2 protein-coding genes are annotated in these 3,259 nt (G+C 59.6%); one reads left to right on the top strand and one right to left on the bottom strand.

The window, feature by feature from the left end; genetic code table 11:
• The coding region (gene hrpA / locus H5U08_RS13670; protein WP_297034131.1) for an ATP-dependent RNA helicase HrpA at positions 1 to 1,820 on the bottom strand (1,820 nt) is incomplete at its 3' end.
• Between the two features lie 416 nt (positions 1,821 to 2,236).
• Here hrpA and H5U08_RS13665 point away from each other — a divergent pair.
• A partial coding sequence (locus H5U08_RS13665) for a CHASE domain-containing protein (protein WP_297034128.1) occupies positions 2,237 to 3,259 on the top strand: 1,023 nt, incomplete at its 3' end.

Here is a 3,259-nt window from a genome sequence, read left to right as displayed (position 1 = left end):
TCCTGCAGCTCGCGAAAAATATCCGACCACTCACGGAGTCGGTTGTAGGAGAGGAAATTTTGCTGGCAGGCTTTCTGCATTTGGCTGCGGGAGAGCTTGGCTTTCAGGGACTGGTAGAAGTCCCAGAGTTTGAGATAGCCGAGGAAATCGGACTCGGGATGGCGGAACTGGGCGTGGCAGAGGTCGGCCTCGGCCGCCCGCTCGGGAGGACGGAGGCGCGGATCATCCACCTCCAAAGCTGCCGCAATGATGAGGACCTCGTGGAGGCATCCTTCATCATGGGCAGCAAGAATCATGCGGCCGATGCGCGGGTCGACGGGCAGTCGCGCAAGGTTGCGTCCCAAGGGGGTGAGTTTTCCACTCTCGTCCACGGCACCGATTTCAAAGAGGGTCTTGTAGCCATCCCGGATTGCGTCGGCCCGGGGAGGATCAAGGAAAGGAAATGTTTCCACCCGGCCCAGATTGAGCGCCATAAGCTGAAGAATCACCGAGGCCAGATTGGTGCGGACAATCTCGGGTGGAGTGTAGCGATCGCGCTGGAGGAGGTCTTCTTCGCTGAAAAGTCGAATGCAGATGCCGGGCCCTTCCCGGCCGCAGCGACCCTTCCGCTGCTCCGCGGAGGCCTGTGAGATCGGTTCGATCGGCAGCCGTTGGGTCTTGGTGCGGGGAGAGTACCGACTCAGTCGGGCGACTCCCGGGTCGATGACGTAGCGAATGCCGGGGACGGTGAGCGACGATTCGGCGACATTGGTGGCCACCACTATCCGGCGGTGCGAATGCGGCTGGAAGATCCGCTGCTGTTCGGCGGCGGAAAGCCGGGCATAAAGGGGCAGGATTTCCAGCTCGCGAAAACGCGGATCAGCCGTCGCCTGACGCCGCAGGAGCTGAGTTGTCTCGTGAATATGCCGTTCCGTGGGCATGAAGATGAGCACGTCCCCGGGACCTTCCTCAAAGATTTCCTCCATTGCGGCGAGGATCGCCGATTGCCAGTCGGCCTCACCGGTGGCTTCGTCCGGGACAGGGGGGCGGTAGCGGACTTCCACGGGATAGGATCGGCCGGGGACTTCGATCACCGGTGCAGGGCGGCCACGCCAGACGAAATGCTCGGCGAATCGGGCGGCATCCAGGGTCGCGGAGGTGATGATGACTTTCAGGTCCCGCCGCTTCTGCAACAGACGCCGCAAATACCCGAGGAGAAAATCGATATTGAGTGACCGCTCATGGGCTTCGTCGATGATAATGGTGTCGTAATGTTCGAGGAATCGATCGGATTGGGTTTCCGCGAGGAGGATACCGTCGGTCATAAGCTTGATGTAGGTTTCCGGGGAAGTGACGTCGGAAAACCTCACTTTGTAACCGACCTCGCGACCGAGCGTCACACCCATCTCCTGGGCGATGCGGGTAGCAATGGAGCGGGCGGCGATGCGTCGGGGCTGGGTATGGCCGATCATCGCCTCGATGCCCCGTCCCATTTTCAGACACAATTTGGGAAGCTGCGTCGATTTGCCCGAGCCGGTCTCCCCGCACACAATGACCACGGGATTTTCCAGAAGAGCCGCAGCGATTGCGTCGCATTGAGCGGCGATTGGTAAATGGGGGAGGATTTCCACCTGCGGTTTGGCTTCCCGGCGTTGACGGCAGAGTTCGACCGAGGCAGCGATTTCGCTTTTCAGGCGTTCGAGTTCAGGGGCGACTCTTTCGCCCCGGTTTGCCCGTTGGCTGATCAGCCGCAACCGCTGCGCAAACCGAAAGCGGTCGGCACGCATGGTGCCGGAGATGAGTTTGCGAAGGTGTCCAACTTCCCGATATACGGATGGCAATGGTAATGGCCCTGCAGACATGCTGCTGGTGCGGGGAATGTCTCCCGCTGGGGCGAATGAGTTCGCCTCTTCAGGTCACGGCTCCGTCTCGTTCAACCGGCCGATGTGACGGCTCTTTTTTTCAAACTCTATCGCCGAAACCGTTTCCTGAAAATACGCAGATTATTTCTTCCGATTCTTTTTCTGTTAGAATGTTGGATGGAGAGGTTCTCGTGGCAGACTTTTCCGTTGATCCCGATTCTTCTTTTGTTGTCGGCAGGGGACTTTCCCGGATGTCGGGAAGGTAACGGGGGATTTTCGGGAGGTCTGGCCGAGAGGCCCGTTTCAGTGCGGCGCGGAGTCGGGCGGGACGAAGGACGAGGAATAACCCGTTAGCCGGGCTTCAGGCTTGTCTTATGTCTTTTGCAGATGACAGGATGGCGGACGGCACCTTCCCGCGGCAAGGCCGTCGGCGGTTCAGGCTCACCCTGTGGCTGGTCACGGGGGCTGTCTTTGTGCTCGGCCTGGCAGTCACCGTTTATGTCTGGCGGATCACGGTGCAGCGGGAAGTTGGCCGGATCGGTGGACAGTTTGCCGGTCAGCTCTCCGCCCAGGTGCGGGACCTGGAATTCAATTTTCGGCGGGCGGAGGAATTCGTACGGTTCCTCGCCGCTTTCTTTGCGTCCTCGGAAGATGTGCATAGAGAGGAATTTCGTGAATTCTGCCAGCCGCAATTTGAACAGTTCCCGGCCGTGGATTTCGTCCTCTGGGCTCCCCGGGTGCACAGCGATGAGCTCCTCGCGTTCTTGGATTTGGCAGAAAACCACGGCGTCCTGCAACTGAACCTGTGGGAAGCGACGCCCAGCGGTGAACACCGTCCCCTCAGCAGCCGACCAGTCTATTTTCCCATCCTTTACATCGAGCCCAGTCCTTTACTGGACCGGCTTGTGGGATTGGATCTGTCTTGCTTGCCGCGTTGGCAACCGGTGCTCGACGAAGGGTGCACTGCGCAACCTTATCGGACGTTTTTGATCCCCAAGATCCCCGTTCTTGATCCCGCGCAGTGGCAAGAAAGAGACGTGGGGCAGGCGGGGGGGTCGCCGCAGGCATCCGAAGAAAATGTGGCCTCCCAGAGAACCCCTCCAGAGTGGCTTGCCCACCGGTGGCTGGTGTTTGCAACGCCGGTATTCCACGGGACACCGGTGCCCGTCCAGGCCACGGATCGAATGGTGCAGTGTCAGGGGGTGCTTGTTGCGGTGGTGGATGTGGAAAAGCTGCTTCAGCCCCTGGCCGACTGGGCCTTGACGGAGAACGTCTCGATTGTTCTGGAAGATGTTTCCTCACCCCACAAAAGGGAGACATTACTGGAGGCGAACGCCCGTGAGAAAAGTCATTGGGAGGAACTCCAGGGACTGCCGCGTTTTGATAGGCGAATCCAGCTTGATGATCGGGATTGGCAC

The sequence above is a fragment of the Thermogutta sp. genome, from assembly GCF_014359955.1.
Classification (GTDB): Bacteria; Planctomycetota; Planctomycetia; order Pirellulales; family Thermoguttaceae; genus Thermogutta.
The sequence above is the reverse complement of the archived record's forward strand: the minus strand, read 5'-3'. Positions and strand labels throughout refer to the sequence as shown.